Source organism: Streptomyces sp. NBC_01171 (genome assembly GCF_045039805.1).
GTDB lineage: Bacteria > Actinomycetota > Actinomycetes > Streptomycetales > Streptomycetaceae > Streptomyces.
In genome coordinates this window covers 98972-116661 of record NZ_CP108609.1, presented here as the reverse complement: position 1 = coordinate 116661, position 17690 = coordinate 98972, and the positions used below count along the sequence as shown (strand labels likewise).

Here is a 17690-nt window from a genome sequence, read left to right as displayed (position 1 = left end):
GTGCCCCTAACCGACACTCGCCGGCAGATACCCGTACTGCACCGCCCGCACCCCGGCCTGGAAACGGCTGCGCGCGTCCAGTTGCGCCATCAGCGTGTTGGCGAAGCGCCGCGCCGTACGGGGGGAGACCCCCAGCTTCCGGGCGATCGCGTCGTCGGTGTGGCCCTCGGCCAGCAGGTGCAGCACCTCGGCCTGCTGCCGAGTCAGCCCCTCCTGCTCCCGCCCCGGCGGAGTGCCCAGCGCCTCCGCCGCCTGCCAGGTGGTGTCGAACAGCGTGCACAGGGAGGCGATCAGACCCGGCGCGCTGAGCACCACCGCCCCCACGGAGGTGGCGTTGCTGTCCGCGGCCATGATCGCCACCTGCCGGTCACAGATGATCATCCGGTTCGGCAGCGACGGCACCGTCCGCACCTGAGCACCCTTGTCCATCAGCCACTCCGCGTACGCCACCGTCGCCGCGTCCCGGCGGATACTGTCCAGGTAGATCGTCCGCATCTGCACACCCCGCTCCAGCAGCCGCTGGTTCAGCGGACGCGAGGCCTGCATGTTGGCCTCCGTCTGCGGCCCGCCCGGCGCGAACGCGAGGAACTCGTGGCGGACCTGATGGTTGAGCGCCGTCAGATAGTCCCGGATGGACTCCAGACCTCGCAGATACTGCACCCCCGCGTCGGGAACGTCCTCCTGCTGCCCGGCGAACTCCGAGATCAGCCGCGCCGCCACGGCACGGCTCGCCTCCACCCGCTGCTGCTGCGCCGCCAGCTCCGCCTGCTGCCGCGCAAGAAGGATCTCGATGCCCAGATGCGGGCTGACCGCGTGCAGTTGCGTGGGGTCCTCGGTGGAGAAACGGACCAGCGCCAGCTCGCTCAGCCGGTCCAGCGCGTCCCGGATCTCCTTCGCCGGTCTGCCCAGCCGGGAGACCAGACCCTCCACGCCGTCCTCGGGATGGGCGAGCATGGCCCGGTACACGGATTCCGTCTGGTGGTCGAGCCCGAGAAGATCAAGCATCTCATTCCCCCGACAGGTCTGTATGGCACCTGAACCGCTCAAGGCCGATGAGCGCGTGCCTCAACCGCTGTTAGGGAGAGGAGAGTAGTGCAGATGTACGCGCGATCGGCCGAATACGCACTCTCTTGGCCCAAGACTGACCGTTCTCACAGACACTCGCCCCACCCGCACAGGCCGCCCGGGCAGCACCCGGCACACCCGTCCCGGACGGTTGTTCAACGTCGTCGGACGTAGACGCCACCAGCGACTCGTGCCATGTTGCACTTTCCGCTGTCTGCCGGTCGCCCGGCAAACGGGTCCGACGCCGGCAGGAAACCCGCCATGTACCTCGTCCATGTCCACGTGCAGCCACCCGTGCACGGTGTCCTCCTGCCCAGCGGGACGGCCGACGCCGTGGCCGCCTGCGGCCGGGACGTGAACGGTGTCGAACACGTCGTCGTCCACGCCGACACCCACCCCCACCCCGTCATCGGCGTCTACATCAGCGCCGCCACCCTCCAGGCGGCCGAAGAGACCGCCGTCACCCTGTGGCGCCGCACCCTCGACGACCACCACTGGCTGCACTCCTGGACCCTGCTGCGCGCCGAGGTACCGCTCATTCCCATCGACGCCGACTGGCCCCTCTGAAACCCGCCGGGAAACCGCCCCGCCCAGCCGCCCAGGCATGTCCTAAGTAGGTCATGGACGGTTTGACCTGCACATTTCCCCCTTACGGCGGCGCGTACGGAACGGCACCCTCAAAGGAGTCAGCCCATCGAGGACAACGGAGGCACACCCATGGCGGTCGGCGACACAGCTCGGGGCACAGCCGCAGCACCCGTCCACGTGCACCAGGCGTCCAGCACCACGGACAACGACTCCGGCTGGCAGTAACCGCCGGCCCCCGCCGCCCGCCCGCCTTTCTTCAAGAACCGTACGCAGAAGAGGAACAGCCATGGATGTCATGACGGCCGTGCTGACCCGCCGCAGCGAACACCAACTCGTCGAACCCGCCCCCAACGACGAGGAGTTCGCCTACCTCCTGCGCGCGGCAGCCACCGCCCCCGACCACGGCCGGCTGCGCCCCTGGCGCTGGATCCTGGTACGCGGCGAAGGACGCACCGCCCTGGGCCGCTGCTTCGCCGACGACTACGACGGCCCCCAGCCCCGCCGCGAACAGATGCAGACCAAACCCCAACGAGCCCCCCTGCTGGCCACCCTGGTCTTCACCCCCGTCCCCGACGACCCCGCCCACCGCGCCTCCATCCCCGAATGGGAACAACTCGCAGCCACCAGCGCCATGGCCGGCTCCCTGATACTCCTCCTGCACGCCCGCGGCTTCGGCAGCGTCTGGCGCACCGGCCGCTTCACCCAGTCCGAACGCACCCGCCACACCCTCGGCCTGCGCCCCGAAGAACGCCTCCTGGGCTGGCTCTACATCGGCACCCCCCACCACCCCCGTGCCCCCAGGCGCCGCACCCCCGAAGACATCACCAACCACATCTCCGTCTTCACCCCCCAGCTCCTGCCCCTGTAGATCCCGCCCGCCCGGACACCGCCGCAGGCCAGGAAATCCACCCCCTCGGCCACAGCCACGTACCCATTCCCCACCAACGCGTCCTCGGATACCGCGGACTCGGCATCCGCAACTGGGACGGGGAAACACGAATACGTCACCTCGGCCGGATTCGCAGCCTAAACGGCACCCTCCTGAGCACAGTCCCCGGCCTCCCGGCGCTCCGGACCGTCAGCCCGGGCAGCAGCACGCAGCGCCGCCTCGACCCGGCGGTTACTGGTCATGGTCGCCGTCACGGCGGTCATGGCGAGGAGGAGCCCGCCTGCGGCGCACAGCGGAGCGCGCACGCCGTAGGCATCAGCCAGCCAGCCGCCGAGGAAGGCACCGAACGGCGCAGCGCACATGGCCAGCATGCGCGACGTGGAGGCAACCCTGCCCATCAGATCAGCGGGGACGATCGCCTGACGCAGCGAAGGCCCGAGCACCATCGTCGCCCCCATACCCGCCCCGCACACGGCCAGCGCGAGACCGGCGGCGTACGCGTTCGGTGAGGCGGCAAGGCCCAGCACGGCGAACCCCTCGACCGCAGCGGTGCATGTCAGCGCCGCGCCGGTGCCGAGTCGCCGGCCGAGGCGGGAAGCGATGCCCGCGCCGAGCAGACCGCCGGTGGCCTCCGCGGTGAGGAGCAGGCCGAAGCCGAAGGTGCCGATCCCGAGCCGATCGTGCGTGAACAGGGCGAGCACGGTCTCCACGGCGAGGAAGGCGATGTTCCCGACCGCCGGCCGCAGCGCGAGCCCGAGCAGCAGCCGATCCCGGAACACGTACGAAGCACCGGCCCGCGCCTGCCGCAGCAACGACTCACGCCCTTGCGGCACGGGCCGAGGTAGGGCAGGCAGCGACCGCACGAGCACGGCGGACAGCGCGAACGACACCGCATCGGCCAGCAACGGAACCGCCCGCCCCACCGTCAGCAGAGCACTGCCCACAGGCGGCCCCACAAACCCCGACGCAGCGGTCTGAGCACCCCGCAGACGGGAGTTCGCACGCTCCAGGAGCACGGTGTCACGGCCCAGCAGATCCGGCAGATACGCCGTAGCGGCCGTATCGAAGAAGAGCCCGCCCAGACCGAGCAGGAACGCGACGGCCGCAAGCAGCGGAATGCTCAGCACGTCGAGCGCGGCCGCCACGGCCGAAATCGCCAGCAGCACCGCCCGCGCCACGTCCGTGACCCACATCGCACGCCGACGATCCCAACGGTCCACCAGCGCACCGCCCAGCACCCCGAAGAGCACCCACGGCAGCGTCCCGGCAGCCGTGACGACAGCGAGCGCCATCGGATCCCGCGTCAACGACAGCGCGAGCAGCGGCAACGCTGCATGCGACACCCCGTCACCGAGCGACGACACCGTCTGCGCAGCCCACAACCGCCCGAACCCGACCGGCAACTTCCCCCTGCTTGCGGTCACTTGGCGTCCCCCTCGCCCTGCGAGCGCGGCGCCGGACGGAACAGCGCGAACACGAGCGACGCGTCCGGCAACGACGGATCGGACAACGCCCGATACTCATCCGCCAACGCCTCCAGCCGCGCCCCCAACTGCGCGAACTGCTCCTCGGTCAGCCGCAGATGCGCCATCCGCACATGCCGCTCCTCGTCCACCGGCGCCGCCTCCAGGTCCGCCACCGCATGCCGCATCAGCACATCCGGACCCCCCTGGCCCGGATCGGGCAACACGACCGAGCGCGCCGCCATCGCGTAGTACCGCTCGGTCACCCCACGGACCTTCCGCGTCCGCACCACCTTCACCAGCCCCGCCCGCTCGAGCAGCCGCACGTGGTAGCTGGAACTCCCCTTCGCCAGCCCCACCCGCTCGGCGATCTGCGTGATCGTCGCGGGCTCGAAGCGGAGCACCGCCATGATCCGGTGACGCGTCAGATTGGAGACGGCGCGCAGCTGTTCGTCAGTGGTGACGTGAAACGTCTCGGGCAGATCGTCGGTAGGCATGCCACCAATGGTCAACACTTCTTGACCATTTGGCAAGGGGTTTTACCCACCAGCCGCCTCAGCACGGCACCGGCGGAACCACACCACCCACCGAACCGGCCGCCAGTCACGGCAAGCACCGTCGCGTGCCAGGGCGGGTGGATCACCGGCCGGCGCGGCGGGCGGTGGCGAAACGGCGTCGGTAGGCGGCCGGGGGGATGGACAGCTCCCGTGCGAAGACGCGGCGGAGGCTCTCGTAGCTCGGGAAGCCCGCCAGGGACGCCGCCTCGGTCGCGGTGTAACCCTGATCGAGCAGCGACTTCGCGATGTCGAACCGGATCGACTCGACGAAGCGGGCGGGCGTGGTGCCCAGCTCCTCCCGGAACAGGCGCGTGAGGTGGCGCGTGCTGACGTGGAGACGGGCGCCCAGGTCGGTGAGGGAGTAAGCGCCCGCGGGTTCCGCCATTACCAGGTCGACAACCCTGCGCAGGGCGGGAGACCGGGGCGGCGAACCCTTCAGGGGAGCGGAGAACTGTGACTGGCCGCCTGCACGTTGCAGGTAGACCACCAGTGCGCGGGCCACCTCGCGGCTGACCTCGACGCCGTGGTCCTCCTCGACCAGGGCCAGCGCGAGGTCGATGCCCGCGGTGACGCCCGCCGAAGTGTAGACGGAGCCGTCGCGCACATAGATGGCGTCGGGTTCGACGCGGGTCTTGGGGTGCCGGGCGGCGAGTTCGTCCGCGATCTTCCAGTGGGTGGTCGCCCGTCTGCCGTCCAGAAGACCGGCAGCGCCGAGGACGAAGGCTCCGGAGCACACGGCGGCGACCCTGCCGGAGCGCGCCGCAAGATCCCTCGCGCCCTCCACCAGGTCTCCAGTGACGGCCGTTCGCGGGTAGACGTCTGCGCCCGGCATCAGGAACGTGCCGGGGTCGGGCTGCGTGGCGGCGCTGCCGTCGACGGCCATCCGAATGCCGACCGAGGAGGTGACGTCGGCGCCCGTCGTCGACACCACCGCGATCCGGTAGCGGGCACCGAGCAGATTCGCCTCTCCGAACACTTCGGCGGGGCCGGCGACGTCCAGCATCTTGACCCCGTCGTAGACGAGGACCACCACCCGATGCGTGTCAGTGCCCACGGGCCCATCCTGGGATGACCGGATACGAGTGGTTCATGGCCGGACCGAGGCGGCGCCGGGGCCGTGGGGTCGGCATCGTGGCGAACACACGCATGGCCACCTCACAGCACCTCGCACCGGAAAGCGCAGACATCATGAGCGACATTATCGCAGGAGTGGAAATACCCGAGACCTCGGCTGTCGCGGAGGCCACGGAATTCATCAGGGTCAGGACGAACCCACTGATCTTTCACCACTCCAGGCGCGTATTCCTTTTCGGTTCCCTCCATGCGCGTGAGCTGGGCCTCCAGCCCGATCCCGAGCTGCTGTACCTCTCGGCGATGTTCCATGACGCGGGACTCCTGATCCCGTTCTCGGACGTTCAGCAGCGCTTCGAACTGGACGGCGCCGACCATGCGCGCGCGTTCCTGCTCGAGCGCGGGTTCTCGGAGAAGGCCGCGGACGCGGTCTGGACGGCGATCGCCCTGCACACGACGCCGGGGATCCCCGGCCGGATGGGACCCGAAACGGCGGCGACCAACTACGGCGTTTTGACCGACGCCGTCGGCTGGGGACTGGACGGCCTGCCGACGGACCGCGTGGAGGAGATCGTCGCCGCCCATCCGCGCGGGGAATTCAAGAAAGGATTTCTGCAGGAATTCGTCGACGGCCTCAAAAACCGTCCGGACACCACCTACGGAACCATCAACGCGGACATCCTGGAACACTTCGTTCCCGGTTTCCACCGTACATCTCTTGTCGAGCGTGTCATGGACGCTCCTTGGCCGCGGTGAGCCACCATCTTCCGGGGAGGGATTGGGGCGCGCGGCGAAAGCTGCGGCCGTCGGCCGTACGCCCGGTGCCCGCTGCTGCCCGGCAGCGTGGATCGATGACCTCTTCACATCGTGCAACTCACCCGCACCACGAAAGGAAACACTCGTGCGAGCCCTCACCGTCCGGGACCGCGAGGCCGGGGCCGCAGGCCTGGCTCTGGAGGACCTTCCGCTTCCCCACGCCGCGGAGAACGACGTCGTCGTGCGCGTCCACGCCGCCGGTTTCACCCGCGGAGAGCTCGACTGGCCCGGAACCTGGACCGACCGCGCCGGCCGCGACCGCACCCCGAGCGTGCCCGGCCACGAGGTGTCGGGGGTGGTGACGGAACTCGGCTACGGAACCACCGGCCTCACCGTCGGCCAGCGCGTCTTCGGCCTGACCGACTGGACCCGCAACGGATCACTCGCCGAGTACGTTGCCGTGGAAGCCCGCAACCTCGCCCCGCTCCCCGCCGACGTAGAGCACACGACGGCGGCCGCACTCCCCGTCTCCGGACTCACCGCCTGGCAGGGCCTGTTCGACCACGCCCGGCTCGCCACCGGCCAGACCGTCCTGATCCACGGGGCCGCCGGCGCCGTCGGCTCCATCGCCGTCCAACTCGCCTGCCAAGCCGGAGCCCGTGTCGTCGGCACGGGCCGCGCCGGCGACCGGGACACCGTGTCCGAGCTGGGCGCACACGCCTTCCTCGACCTGGACGACGACCGCCTGGAGGACGTCGGCCAGGTCGATGTCGTCCTCGACGTGATCGGCGGCGACATTCTCGACCGCTCGGCGGCGCTCGTACGGGCCGGCGGCACGCTCGTCACCATCGCCCATCCACCGACCACACGCCCCGACGACGCACGCGCCCTCTTCTTCGTCGTGGAACCGGACCGCCTCCGCCTTGCCGACCTCGTCCAGCGCGTCAGAGACGGCCGGCTCCGCATCCGGGTCGGCGCGATCGAGCCGCTGGCCGACGCAGCCGCCGCCTTCACCCCGCGGCGACACGTTCACGGCCGCACCGTCATCCGCGTGACCGAGGACTGAGGAAGCGGGCCTAGCCGTCAGCATGCCGCTCCCACAATCACCTGGAGGGGGTTAAGAGAGGGAGCTAAATCCAGGGTTAAGGGGCTGCTAGGTTGTGGGTGGGAGGTGACGCCGATGGTCACGCAGGACGAGTTGTTCGCCGCGGTGGACGAACTGGCCGACGAGGAACCGCAGTTGCCACCCCCTGCGGAGCGTGTACGGCTACGGGAGGCGGCGGGGGTCACGCAGGCCCGCCTCGCTCAGGCGCTGAAGACCACGGTCCAGACGGTCAAGAACTATGAGAGCGCTCGCACCAACCCGAGGGAGCCGCGCCTGTCGGCGTACCAGCGGCTGCTGGCCAAGTGGGCGGAGAAGTACCCGGCGTCCGGCGCCGCTCCGGTCCCGCCCGCCGCGCCCGCGCCCATGCCCATGGTTCCGGCTGCCCCGGTGTCCGAGGCGCCGGCCGTGGCCGCCGCTCCCGCCGATGAGCCCGAGCCCGCACCGGCCCCAGCGCCTGCCGCAGCCACTGCTCCGGTCTCCGCGCCCGCCCAGGCGCCGGCGCGGTCCGGGGCCGCCACGCGCCGGCCGGCCGCCCGCAAGAAGGCAGCCGACGCTGATGACCCGCGCTACGCCCACGGGCCCCTGCTGGTCCTGGACGGTGACGGCACCGCCTACGGCCGGGGTGGGCTGGTACTGGAGTGCCCGGCGCGCACGGTGCCCCAGCTCGTGGAGTGGACACTCGCACAGCCGGTCGGCGCCCCGGCGCTGAACCGCAACGGCCGGCCCTCCGACCCCCTGATCGTGCTGACCGCACAGGCCGCCGTGCAACTCGGCCTGCCGGAACGCCTGGAGGGCCACGAGCAGCGCGCCGGTCTGCGCCTGCCCGAGGACCACCCGGTCGTCAAGCAGATCGGCCGGGCCAAGTGGAAGCTCACCCGCCGCGGGTTCGGCCCGTGGGCCCGGGTCTACCGGCCGGCCAAGGCCGGACAGCGCCAGTGCGTGCAGCTCGCCGTGCTGTCCTGGGGCGCCCTCGACGAGCGCTCCTGGCCGGGCCTGGCCGCCGGCGAGCCCGAAGAGATCGCCCGCGCCCTCACCAGGTACGCCGACCTGGTCATCACCCCGCGCGGCGGCACCGCGGTCAACGGCCTGGAGCTGATGACCGCGCTGCGCCCGCCGACCCGCCCGGCGCGGGACGAGTCCGGCAACGGCTGGGTGTCCGCCCACGTTCCCGGCTCGCTGGGCACGCAGCCGGTGGACCCGGCGCCGCCCGAGGCCACCCCGGAACACCCCCTCGCCCAGGGCTGGGAGCACGGCTTCCTGCACGAGGAGGCGTACGACTGGACGCGGGACCTGGAGACCGTCAGCACCGAGGCGGCGATGCCGTTCGCCATCGGCCTGGACGTGAACGCCGCCTTCCTCGCCGCGGCCTCCCGCACACCGGTCGGCCTGTGCGCCCCGGTCCACGTGAGACGGCCCGCGTTCGACAAGAAGGTCCCCGGCTCCTGGCTGGTGGACCTGTCCCACATCGAGCTGGACCCGCGCCTGCCCAGCCCGTTCACGCCGTCGGGGGAGCGGCCGACGGGCCCGGCCTGGTACCAGACCCACACCGTCGCCTACGCCGTCGAGCTGGGCCACAACGTTCAGATCCGGGAGGCGTATCTGCGGCCGGAGTACGGGGCGTTCCTGGACCCCTGGCACGACCGGCTCAAGGCCGCGCTGCTGGACACCATGGCGGACCTCGGCGTCACGCCCGGCATGGACGACGCCGCGTTCCTCGCCGCGATGGATCGGGTGAAGGAAGCGGATCCGGCGACGCGGGCGGTCCTGGCCGCCATCAAGGCGACCGCGAAGGGCGGCATCGGCAAACTCCAGTCCCGCGCACGCGGCCTGAACTACGTGCGCGGCGAGCGCTGGCCCGAGCTGGAACGCCCGACCTGGCGCCCCGACATCCGCGCCGCCGTCATCAGCAAGGCCCGGATCAACATGCACCGCAAGATGCGCACCATGGCCTCCTTGGGGCTGTTCCCGCTCGGCGTGCTGTCGGACTGCGTGGTCTATCCGTCCCCGACCGCCGGCCCCCTGGGCCTGCTGCCGTCCACCGGCAGCGGCAAGCCGCTGCCCGGCGCCTTCCGCCTCGGCGTCGCTCCCGGCCTGGTGAAGCTGGAGGGCGTGCAGACGGCGGAGTGGGCCATCGACCTCATCGAGCAGGGCGGGAACCCCGCGGAACTCATCAAGGGCGGCGGCCACAGCGCCGTGCTGGACGGCGGAGAGTAGGACACCCCGATGCCACGGCAGATGAGCCCGCACAACGCCGACGCCGACGACGCCCTGATCGGCCAGGCCCTGGAACGCGCCAGCCGCGAGACCTACACCACCACCCCGCCCCGCACCCTCAAGGGCCAGATCAACTACCTCCTCGGCAAGCTGCTCACCACCCGCGCGGTCGCCGCCGAGATCGGCGTCACCCCCGACTCGGTCAACCGCTACCGCCGCGGCGCCCGCAAGAACCCACCCCCTCACATCCAAAGCCGCATCGACGAGGCCGTCCGCTCCCGCTGGCAGCCCCGCGTCCGCGAACGCGCCCGCCGCCGCGCCGCCCAACAGACCGGCATGACCGTCGAGTTCCGCGCCACCTTCGGCTACACCGCGCCGATCGGCTCCACCAACGAGGCCCGCGAACGCCTCCTCACCCTCCACCTGCCCCCCGCATGGGCCGGCCGCCTCCTCGACGCCCAGTACGGCCGCAGCAGCGAACACCCCAACGAAGTCCTCGCCCAGGCCGCCAAAGAGCTGTACTTCCAGGACCGGGGACGCCGCGCCCACCGCCTGGATGTCGAGCTGACCGGTATCGACTACATCGCCGCACGGTTCTGAGCGAGCGTGTCATACACGCCGGTCAGATCGCGGCAACCGGAATCCAGCGCAGCCGGCGGGGGAGTTGGCGTAGCCATGGAGGCTGCGAAGGTCTAGGGAACAGCCGCCGTGGCCACCGACGTGGCATACGAGGTGGGCAGCTACGTCGGCGGAGCTGCGATCGGAGGCTGGAGCTCAACGGCTCGGGATTCACGCCGACAACCCGTTGCTCGCGGCGAAGCCACCGCAGTACGACCCGGCGCGCCTCGGCCACTATCAGGGGCGGGGCGGTGTTGTTCACGGGGACGGGCGACCGAGCATCCCTGTCGGCTCTGCTACTCGGCGCGACCGGTGACGGCGACCGCCGCGCCGAGGCCGATCATGGCCAGCCCGCCGGTGCCGCCGATCAGGGCCGTCCGCCGGGGAGACCGGCTCAGCCAGTCGCGCGCGGTGGAGGCGGTCAGCCCCCAGATCCCGTCAGAGAGCAACTGCAACAGGGCGCCGGCCAGGCCGAGGAGAAGCATCTGCGCGCCGACGTGCCCGGCCTCGCGGTCGACGAACTGCGGAAGCACCGCGGTAAGGAAGACCACGCTCTTCGGATTCGTCACCCCGACCACGAACCCCGCCCGGACCGACCCTCCGATGCCACCGCCCGGCGCCCGCGCGGTCACAGCAGTCGGCACCGCCCGGTCCCGCCAGCTCGCCCGCAGCGCCTTCACCCCGAGAAAGACCAGGTAGGCGGCGCCGGCCAGCTTGATCACACCGAACAGCAGGACCGACCTCGCGACCACACCCCCGACCCCGAGAGCCACGGCCATGACCAGCACGTAGCCACCGATCGCGTTGCCCAGCACGGAAGCCAGCGCCGTCCCGCGACCCTGGGCCAGGGCGCGTCCGACGACGAACAGCACGCTCGGTCCGGGGATGGCGGACAGCAGCGACGACATGACGCAGAAGGCGATCAGCTGGTGAATGTTGACCATCCGCCGATCCTCTCCGGCCAACCCGCCACCCACCAGACCACCTTTTGACCTAGGCCCTTCGGGCCCACCCGGCAGAGTCTGGTGCGTACAGATCCAAGGTGGAGGAAGGAATCGACGCGGAGCGTCGGCGACCGACGACAACGCCGCAGATGCCCGTACCAGGGCCCGCGACCCCGGCACGATCCGGAAGACAGCCGAAGCCTCCGCCGGCAGTGCCCTCCGGCGTCACAGACCGCGTGACCGCCAGCCGTCGACGCCCGGCGGTTCGGTGCGCAGGCAGTACGAGCATCTGAACGCCGTATCGGCGCGTCCCAACCAGCGCCGGCAAGTGCCGCGTTCCCGGACCGGACTGCCCCAGCCCGAGCGAGGGGAGTCCATGGAGAGGAGCCGGCCATGGTCGCCGACGCCGTCAGTGTCGCCCCCGCGCCCGCGGAGATGGTCTCCCGGCCCGCGTTCATGCGGTCCCTGCTCTGGCTCCGCTCCCCGCGCGGGGCATGGTCCCCCAGCATGCGAACTGTCTCGCCCGCCTCCACGGCTCCGGGAGTCCCAGGGCCGCGGGGTCACCATGCCCGGTGCGCGGGTGCACATGAGATCTTTCTCCACATGACCACACAACCGGACGGACTGCCGGTCTACCGCGTCCTGACCGGCCCGGACGACGCCGCGTTCTGTCATCGTGTGAGCGAAGCGATACGTCTTGGCTACGAACTGCATGAAGGCCCTGCGGTCACTTTCAACGGTGAGCGGGTCATCGTCGCCCAGGCGCTGGTCTGGCCGGCACGACCGTAGTCCTCGTGGCCGGGAACATTGGCAGCCCGGAGCAATGCACGTGAGCAAGTCAGGGCTGCACGAGGCGGTGCAGTGCGAGGCGGGCGAGGGGTGCGTAGGCGAACAGGACGAACCTCGGGCCGTGCATCGTCAGGCTGGTGGTGGTGCCGCGTCCTCGTGGCCTCACCTCGTGGTGCAGCCGGATCCGGACGCGGCCCAGGCGTACCCGCCACGTCCAGGTGCGGCGGTCATCGTCGACGGCTTCCACGACGAAGGCGGCGCGGATACCGGCGACCGATTCGACCGTGCCGCTCATGCCCGGCCGCAGGCGGCGGCCAAGGCAGTGGACTGCCCTGATCTGCGGGGACCACGACGCCCACTGGTCGACGCTGGCGTAGCGCTCCCAGACCGTCTCGGGACAGGCCGCGCCGCTGGCGCGCAGGGTCACGCGCGCCATGACAGGACCCGGCGCCGTCGTGGCGGGGGGCTGGTACGAGGTGTCATCGGTCCGTTTCCTGACGCTGGGTGAGGGCTGCGCCCGCGGTCTCATCCCAGCATTCCGACGCCGACGGCGGCTGTCACGGCGAGTTGCGGCAACGGGAGCAGACGACACGTGCGCTCGTGCCCCCGGACGAGGCGTTCGGGTGACGGAGGTTCCCGCCCGGTGCGCCGCGCGTCGGCCGGACCATCGAGCACCTGCCCGCTGGCAGGCCGCAGAGGCCGTCGACCTGATCTCGCGGAAGGACTGTGAGCCGGCTGCCGCCCACGGCCAGGCGCGTGCCCCCGGCTCGCGCAGCGCTCGTGGCCGCCTGCCTGCTCCTTGTGCCGCCCCGACACCGAGCTCGGCGTCCTCGACTGACCAGGCCCCCCGCTTCCGGCGGGCCGTCTTCTTTCCCACCGCCTTCTGCTGCGGCCGCTTCGGCATCTCGTGCACCCCGGCCGGCTCACCACGCGCCTCGCGGACCTCTTGGCCGGAGTGATCGAGCGCGGCCATCAGGTCGAGACCCTTGCCAGGCTGCTCCGGCTTCGGCGCCTCGGGCAGGGCGTGGCCCGCTCGGCGTCGATGATCTCCTGTAGCGCCTCGGTTCAGCGGTCGGTGAAGGCGGGCCCGTCCAGGTCGCCGCGGCTCGTCGTGTCCATGAGGGCGAGCGCGCCGGTGACGCGTTCCCTGTCCCTGTTCCAGGGTCTCGGCACCGTGCACCGGGGGAGCATGTTCGATCGAGGTGACCATGTACCACCGGAACGCGCCGCCGTACGCCAAGCACGCTCCGCTAAACGGATGATGCCGCGTCAATTCTCTGGTGGTGCGCTCACTCTGATGGGTTAATTCAGATGTCTGCATCAATGGGCGACGGTCCAACGAGTCGCCGCGGACAAGCCTCCCTCCCGGGACTGAACTCATCCCGTCCGGACGGGCCTCCGCACATCCCCCTCCGCCGGCGGCCGGGCGTCTTGGCCCGGCCCGGTTCGGGACGTCCGTGGATCGGGACACCCAGTCGCTGCTCGGAGAAGACGTCCGAGTGAGGAGGAACCCCTCATGCCCATCAGTCCCAACCAAGGCTCCACCAGCGGCGGAACAACCGTCACCATCACCGGCGTGAACCTGTCCGGTGCCACCGCCGTCCACTTCGGGTCCCGGACGGCCACGATCACCGCGAACACACCGACCTCGATCACCGTCATCGCCCCCGCGGGCTGCGGCGTCGTCGACGTCAACGTGACGACCGCGGGAGGGACGAGCAACTCGCTCTCCTTCTTCTACATCAGCCCGCCGATCGCGGTGTCCGTGGGCCCAGACTCCGGTCCGACGGCGGGCGGCAACACGGTCACCATCAACGGCTACGGACTATCCACAGCCACCACCGTGTCCTTCGGCTCCAGCAGCGCGACGCCGACGGTCGTCTCGGACAGCCAACTGTCGGTGGTCGTTCCGGCCGGCAGTTCCAGCGGCTCGGTCGACGTCACCGTCACCACCACCGGGGGCACGACCGCTCCGCTCACCTACGCCTACGTCGACGCGCCGACCCTGGTCTCGCTCACACCCGCCTCGGGACCGACGTCCGGCGGTACCTCGGTGACCGTCGCCGGCACCGGCCTGGCGTCCACCACGGCCGTCACCTTCGGCGGTACCACCGCGTCCTTCGCCGTGCTGAACAACTCCACGCTGGTGGCCGTCACACCGCCGGGCGCCGCAGGTTCCGTCGACGTCGTCGTGACCACCGAGGGCGGTAGCGCCACCGTCAGCGGCGGATTCACCTACGTGTCCGGGCCCGGCATCTGACGGCGTCCCGGACGCACGGCTGCGCACGGTTCAGGTCCGCTCCGGTCCACCGGCCCGTGCCCAGCGGAAGCGGTGCGAACTCGCCTACGCCCGCCCGCACCGCTTCCGTGACCCCCCAGCTCGCGGCCCAGCCAGGCCGACCACACCCCTTGGAGTCACCGTGGCCCCTCCCGTCCTCACCTCGGTCGTACCCAACACGGGTCCGGCGGCGGGCACCAATCCCGTGACCCTGAACGGAAGCCAGTTCACCGGCGCCACCGCCGTCACCTTCGGATCCGCGGCAGCACTTTCGTACACGGTCAACACCCCCTCGACGATCACGGCGACCGTCCCGCCCGGAACCGGCACGGTGAACGTCACCGTGCGCACACCCGCCGGGCTCAGCAACACGGTCGCCTACACCTACGCGCCGACGCCGACCCTCACCGCGATCGCGCCGAACCAGGGCCCGACGTCCGGCGGGACGAGCGTCGTCCTCACCGGTAGCGGCCTCACCGGGGCCACCGCCGTCACCTTCGGCGGCACCCCCGCGACTTCCTACACCGTCAACTCCGCCACCCAGATCACCGCTGTCGCACCGGCCGGCACCGGCGGGGTGGCGGTCACCGTGACCACCGTCGGCGGCACCTCGGGGCCGGTGTTCTTCTACTACCTCAACGCACCCTCGCTGCTCTCCGTCTCGCCCGCCCAGGGCCCGGCGACCGGCGGGACGAGCGTGGTCCTCACCGGTACCGGCCTCACCGGGGCCACCGCCGTCACCTTCGGCGGCACCCCCGCGACTTCCTACACCGTCAACTCCGCCACCCAGATCACCGCGATCACCCCGCCCGGCAGCGGATCCGTCGCGTGCACCGTCACCGGTCCCGGCGGCACCAGCAACTCCGTCATCTACACCTACCTTGCAGCGCCGGCGCTCACCGCGCTGTCGCCCGCGCAGGGGCCGACGGGCGCGGGCGCCGCCGTGACCCTGACGGGCACCGGGCTGACCACGACCTTCGCGGTCCACTTCGGCACCGCACCGGCGGCCTTCACCGTGGTGTCGGACACGACAGCGATCGCGATCGCCCCGGCGGGTCCGGTGGGTCCGGTGCCGGTTAACGTCACGACGTCGGGCGGCACCAGCAATTCACTCGCCTACCAGCGGATCGCGCCTCCCGCGATCTAGCCGGCACCACGGCACCGGCGCCACCGGCCCGCTCCAGCCCCATTCGAGCGAGCCGATGACTCAGGTGGGCCGCCGGGACCCGCGCCTCCCGCATATGCCATCGAAAGCGGCCTAGGGTCACGCACCGAACGGTTACGGCGAACCCCCGCCTCACCATCGGACCGAGGAGGCCCCTCAGTGAAAGCACGTCGTGCGCGCAAAGCCGGAGCCATGGTCGCCGTGGCGGCAGCGGCCACAGTCATGTTCATCGCTCCGTCGGCTGCCGCCGCCGATCCGTCGTCGACCACGGTCCAGGCCACGCCCTCCTCGGCCACGACCGGGCAACTGGTGACCCTCGACGCGACAGTGACCTGCGGCTCGGACCCGAGCGGCGGCCTCGGCGTGTCGTTCTTCGACGGCCCGGACCTCCTCGCGACCGCACCCGTCTCCGCCGACGGGCACTCCTCACTGACCACCGGTTTCACGACCACCGGAACACACACCATCACCGCCGCCTACAACGGCGACGACAGTTGCGGCGCTTCGAGCGACACCACCACCGTCACCGTGTCCCAAGCCCCGGCTCCCCCGGCCGACAACCCGGGCTGCCTGCTGTGCGGGCTCATCGACTTCCACCCCGGGGACATCCACAACGAGGTCAACACCAACAGCCACAACATGACGCGCATCCACAAGTAAGCCCGACCTGCCGGCCGCTGGACGCGCGCCGGGGATCAGGACGTCCCACACCCGGCCGTAGAGGGCAGCGAACTCCTCGCCGGCTGGTGTGTCCGTGGTCTTCTTCACGTCCGCATCATGCCGTTGGGGCCGGTTGGCGGGTGCGGGGAGCGCCTGGCTTCTTCGGCGAGGCGGTCGAGGTGGATGAGGCGGGCGAGGCTGCCGATGCGGCCGGCGGTGCGCGGGTGGAGATAGGAGGCGTGGCGGGGGAGCGGGCCGGGTGGGTGCCGGTTCAGGTCGAGGGCGTTCTCCATGCCGGGGATGAGGTCGGTGAAGGGCCGGGTCTGGCCGTGGCGGGCGGGGAGGGGGCCGCAGGTGATGAGGCCGGCGCGGCCAGCGAGTCAGGTGCCGCGGACCCCGGAACAGCGGGGTTGAGGCGACGTCGATACCGGTGTCGGCGAAGGTCGCTCTGATGCGTTCGGTGAGGTCATTGAGGAGGTCGGCGGCTTCGACGTCGGTGGTGGTGCGGGGGTCGAGGTGGTGGATCTCGTCGATGAGGACCAGGCGGACGCCCCCGGCTGGTGCCCAACGCTGAACCTTCAGCGCTCCGTGCTGGCGAGATGGCTACGGAGCCTCCATGAACGCGGTGGCGTGGTCGGCGGCCCACTGGCGAAACGTTCGGGGCGCTGTTCCGAGGATGTCGGCCACTGAAGTGGTGATGTGCGCGGGCTGTCCGACCGCCGCGCTCCACGCGGCGAGCAGCATGTCGATGACCGCGCTGGGCGCCGTGCCCTCCGACAGGCTCCGGAACTCGTCCGGCGTCATCTCCTCGAATGCGAGACGGCGGTCCAGGGCGTCACCGATGACGTCTACCTGCGCGGCCTGGGTGAGCGATTCGGGGCCCGTGAGGACGTAGTCGGCTCCGGCGTATCCGTCCTGATAGAGCGTCCGCGCCGCGACGGCTGCGACGTCGCGGTCGTCGACCGGTGCCGTCTGGGCAGCGCCGTAGGGCCACCGGACGACCTTGCCGGTCCGGATCGCGGGTGCCCACCAGGCCAGCGAGTTCGACGCGAGCATCCCCGGCCGGATGATCGTCGACTCGAGTCCGGTGGCCGCGATGAGCCGCTCGATGTCGGCGTGCAGCACCGCCATGGGATTGGGCTGCTGGAAGAAGGGGTGCGGCGTCTGGTGAGGGGAGGAGAGGAAGACGACCCGCCGCACGTGCGAGGCGAGCCGCTCGACGACTGCCGCGGCGGTCTGAGGCGGGGCGGTCCAGACGAGGAAGACCGCACCGGCGCCGTCCAACGCCGGGTCGAGCGACTCGGGCACGGTGAGGTCGCCGGTGAAGACCTCGACCTTCGCCGGCAGCGTCACCGCCATCTCGGAGCGATGGGTGAGGGCGCGGACCGGCACGCCCACGTCGAGGAGTTGGTCGATGACGACGCGGCCGACCCGGCCCGTCGCCCCGGTTACGAGCACGGGCGGAATGTCTACCTGATTCATGCCGCCCATGAAAACGTTACTCGGTTAAAAACGCAACCCGGTCAAT

The 17690-nt window shown here is 71.0% G+C and carries 18 protein-coding genes; 10 read left to right on the top strand and 8 right to left on the bottom strand.

Features of this window, described 5'->3' with window-relative positions:
- Positions 1–6 precede the first annotated feature (6 nt).
- Positions 7–1005: a LuxR C-terminal-related transcriptional regulator gene (locus OG448_RS00590; protein WP_405550576.1), complete on the bottom strand. Its 999-nt coding sequence runs from the start codon at positions 1003–1005 to the stop codon at positions 7–9.
- A gap of 321 nt (positions 1006–1326) precedes the next feature.
- Between OG448_RS00590 and OG448_RS00585 the strand changes: the two genes are divergently transcribed.
- Both OG448_RS00585 and OG448_RS00580 read left to right on the top strand, forming a co-directional pair.
- Complete coding sequence (locus tag OG448_RS00585) at positions 1327–1632, top strand: hypothetical protein (protein WP_405550574.1); 306 nt, start codon at positions 1327–1329, stop codon at positions 1630–1632.
- 307 nt (positions 1633–1939) lie between these two features.
- The gene (locus OG448_RS00580; protein ID WP_405550573.1) at positions 1940–2521 is read left to right on the top strand and encodes a nitroreductase; all 582 of its coding nucleotides are present in this window, start codon (positions 1940–1942) and stop codon (positions 2519–2521) included.
- A 158-nt stretch (positions 2522–2679) separates the two neighbouring features.
- Here OG448_RS00580 and OG448_RS00575 read toward each other — a convergent pair whose 3' ends face one another.
- The 3 genes from OG448_RS00575 to OG448_RS00565 form a co-directional block, all read right to left on the bottom strand.
- Complete coding sequence (locus tag OG448_RS00575; RefSeq protein WP_405558619.1) at positions 2680–3945, bottom strand: MFS transporter; 1266 nt, start codon at positions 3943–3945, stop codon at positions 2680–2682.
- Between the two features lie 17 nt (positions 3946–3962).
- A complete protein-coding gene (locus OG448_RS00570) occupies positions 3963–4502 on the bottom strand; it encodes an ArsR/SmtB family transcription factor (RefSeq protein ID WP_405550570.1) in 540 nt (179 codons plus the stop codon).
- 142 nt (positions 4503–4644) lie between these two features.
- Positions 4645–5616: a GlxA family transcriptional regulator gene (locus OG448_RS00565; protein WP_405550568.1), complete on the bottom strand. Its 972-nt coding sequence runs from the start codon at positions 5614–5616 to the stop codon at positions 4645–4647.
- Positions 5617–5750: 134 nt separating this feature from the next.
- On the opposite strand from OG448_RS00565, the gene OG448_RS00560 reads away from it, so the two are divergent.
- The 4 genes from OG448_RS00560 to tpg all read left to right on the top strand — a co-directional run bounded on the left by OG448_RS00560 (position 5751) and on the right by tpg (position 10308).
- The gene (locus OG448_RS00560) at positions 5751–6389 is read left to right on the top strand and encodes an HD domain-containing protein (RefSeq protein ID WP_405558617.1); all 639 of its coding nucleotides are present in this window, start codon (positions 5751–5753) and stop codon (positions 6387–6389) included.
- A 145-nt stretch (positions 6390–6534) separates the two neighbouring features.
- Entirely contained in the window at positions 6535–7455 is a 921-nt protein-coding gene (locus OG448_RS00555) for an NADP-dependent oxidoreductase (RefSeq protein ID WP_405550567.1), read from the top strand.
- Positions 7456–7569: 114 nt separating this feature from the next.
- A complete protein-coding gene (tap, locus tag OG448_RS00550) occupies positions 7570–9708 on the top strand; it encodes a telomere-associated protein Tap (RefSeq protein ID WP_405550565.1) in 2139 nt (712 codons plus the stop codon).
- A 9-nt stretch (positions 9709–9717) separates the two neighbouring features.
- On the top strand, positions 9718–10308 hold the full coding sequence (gene tpg, locus OG448_RS00545; RefSeq protein ID WP_405550564.1) for a telomere-protecting terminal protein Tpg: 591 nt from the start codon (positions 9718–9720) through the stop codon (positions 10306–10308).
- Positions 10309–10622: 314 nt separating this feature from the next.
- On the opposite strand, the gene OG448_RS00540 is transcribed toward tpg, so the two are convergent.
- Complete coding sequence (locus OG448_RS00540; protein WP_405550562.1) at positions 10623–11270, bottom strand: LysE family translocator; 648 nt, start codon at positions 11268–11270, stop codon at positions 10623–10625.
- Positions 11271–11873: 603 nt separating this feature from the next.
- Here OG448_RS00540 and OG448_RS00535 point away from each other — a divergent pair.
- A complete protein-coding gene (locus tag OG448_RS00535; protein ID WP_405550560.1) occupies positions 11874–12059 on the top strand; it encodes a DUF1737 domain-containing protein in 186 nt (61 codons plus the stop codon).
- A 49-nt stretch (positions 12060–12108) separates the two neighbouring features.
- On the opposite strand, the gene OG448_RS00530 is transcribed toward OG448_RS00535, so the two are convergent.
- Complete coding sequence (locus OG448_RS00530) at positions 12109–12495, bottom strand: SRPBCC family protein (RefSeq protein ID WP_405550558.1); 387 nt, start codon at positions 12493–12495, stop codon at positions 12109–12111.
- A gap of 1080 nt (positions 12496–13575) precedes the next feature.
- Here OG448_RS00530 and OG448_RS00525 point away from each other — a divergent pair.
- The 3 genes from OG448_RS00525 to OG448_RS00515 all read left to right on the top strand — a co-directional run bounded on the left by OG448_RS00525 (position 13576) and on the right by OG448_RS00515 (position 16162).
- Positions 13576–14319, top strand: a complete 744-nt coding sequence (locus OG448_RS00525; protein WP_405550557.1) for an IPT/TIG domain-containing protein — start codon at positions 13576–13578, stop codon at positions 14317–14319.
- 160 nt (positions 14320–14479) lie between these two features.
- Positions 14480–15484: an IPT/TIG domain-containing protein gene (locus OG448_RS00520; protein WP_405550555.1), complete on the top strand. Its 1005-nt coding sequence runs from the start codon at positions 14480–14482 to the stop codon at positions 15482–15484.
- A gap of 177 nt (positions 15485–15661) precedes the next feature.
- Positions 15662–16162 carry an Ig-like domain-containing protein gene (locus OG448_RS00515; RefSeq protein WP_405550554.1) on the top strand — a complete coding sequence of 167 codons (501 nt, stop codon included), beginning with the start codon at positions 15662–15664 and terminating at the stop codon, positions 16160–16162.
- A 104-nt stretch (positions 16163–16266) separates the two neighbouring features.
- Here OG448_RS00515 and OG448_RS00510 read toward each other — a convergent pair whose 3' ends face one another.
- Positions 16267–16455 carry a hypothetical protein gene (locus OG448_RS00510; RefSeq protein WP_405550553.1) on the bottom strand — a complete coding sequence of 63 codons (189 nt, stop codon included), beginning with the start codon at positions 16453–16455 and terminating at the stop codon, positions 16267–16269.
- Between the two features lie 310 nt (positions 16456–16765).
- Positions 16766–17644 (bottom strand): NAD(P)H-binding protein, encoded by an 879-nt coding sequence (locus OG448_RS00505; RefSeq protein WP_405550551.1) that lies wholly within the window; start codon positions 17642–17644, stop codon positions 16766–16768.
- Between the last annotated feature and the right edge of the window lie 46 nt (positions 17645–17690).

What these genes read in the sequence shown, in the direction of transcription:
- OG448_RS00590 (WP_405550576.1), bottom strand. Translation starts at nt 1,005, where the DNA reads ATGCTTGATCTTCTCGGGCTCGACCACCAGACGGAATCCGTGTACCGG.
- OG448_RS00585 (WP_405550574.1), top strand. Translation starts at nt 1,327, where the DNA reads ATGTACCTCGTCCATGTCCACGTGCAGCCACCCGTGCACGGTGTCCTC.
- OG448_RS00580 (WP_405550573.1), top strand. Translation starts at nt 1,940, where the DNA reads ATGGATGTCATGACGGCCGTGCTGACCCGCCGCAGCGAACACCAACTC.
- OG448_RS00570 (WP_405550570.1), bottom strand. Translation starts at nt 4,502, where the DNA reads ATGCCTACCGACGATCTGCCCGAGACGTTTCACGTCACCACTGACGAA.
- OG448_RS00560 (WP_405558617.1), top strand. Translation starts at nt 5,751, where the DNA reads ATGAGCGACATTATCGCAGGAGTGGAAATACCCGAGACCTCGGCTGTC.
- tap (WP_405550565.1), top strand. Translation starts at nt 7,570, where the DNA reads ATGGTCACGCAGGACGAGTTGTTCGCCGCGGTGGACGAACTGGCCGAC.
- tpg (WP_405550564.1), top strand. Translation starts at nt 9,718, where the DNA reads ATGCCACGGCAGATGAGCCCGCACAACGCCGACGCCGACGACGCCCTG.
- OG448_RS00540 (WP_405550562.1), bottom strand. Translation starts at nt 11,270, where the DNA reads ATGGTCAACATTCACCAGCTGATCGCCTTCTGCGTCATGTCGTCGCTG.
- OG448_RS00535 (WP_405550560.1), top strand. Translation starts at nt 11,874, where the DNA reads ATGACCACACAACCGGACGGACTGCCGGTCTACCGCGTCCTGACCGGC.
- OG448_RS00530 (WP_405550558.1), bottom strand. Translation starts at nt 12,495, where the DNA reads ATGGCGCGCGTGACCCTGCGCGCCAGCGGCGCGGCCTGTCCCGAGACG.
- OG448_RS00525 (WP_405550557.1), top strand. Translation starts at nt 13,576, where the DNA reads ATGCCCATCAGTCCCAACCAAGGCTCCACCAGCGGCGGAACAACCGTC.
- OG448_RS00510 (WP_405550553.1), bottom strand. Translation starts at nt 16,455, where the DNA reads ATGGAGAACGCCCTCGACCTGAACCGGCACCCACCCGGCCCGCTCCCC.
- OG448_RS00505 (WP_405550551.1), bottom strand. Translation starts at nt 17,644, where the DNA reads ATGAATCAGGTAGACATTCCGCCCGTGCTCGTAACCGGGGCGACGGGC.